The 509-nt window shown below is 37.9% G+C and carries 1 protein-coding gene; it reads left to right on the top strand.

What is annotated here, in order from left to right; all coding sequences use genetic code 11:
• Positions 1-509: phosphate acyltransferase (locus D7W79_RS42680; protein ID WP_276375694.1), on the top strand; the 509-nt coding region annotated here is incomplete at both ends.

Genomic DNA, 509 nt, shown 5'->3' on the forward strand with positions numbered 1-509 from the left:
GTTTAGTTAGTGGTGCAGCACATTCAACAGGAGACACTGTGCGTCCAGCTTTACAAATCATCAAAACGAAACCAGGTGTATCAAGAACATCAGGTATCTTCTTTATGATTAAAGGTGATGAACAATACATCTTTGGTGATTGTGCAATCAATCCAGAACTTGATTCACAAGGACTTGCAGAAATTGCAGTAGAAAGTGCAAAATCAGCATTAAGCTTTGGCATGGATCCAAAAGTTGCAATGTTAAGCTTTTCAACAAAAGGGTCTGCTAAATCAGACGACGTGACAAAAGTTCAAGAAGCTGTCAAATTAGCACAACAAAAAGCTGAAGAAGAAAAATTAGAAGCAATCATTGATGGAGAATTCCAATTTGATGCTGCGATTGTACCAGGTGTTGCTGAGAAAAAAGCGCCAGGTGCTAAATTACAAGGTGATGCAAATGTCTTTGTATTCCCAAGTTTAGAAGCTGGTAATATTGGTTACAAAATTGCACAACGTTTAGGTGGATAT

Origin of the sequence: Corallococcus exercitus, assembly GCF_003611585.1 — a bacterium.
Lineage (GTDB): Bacteria > Myxococcota > Myxococcia > Myxococcales > Myxococcaceae > Corallococcus > Corallococcus exercitus.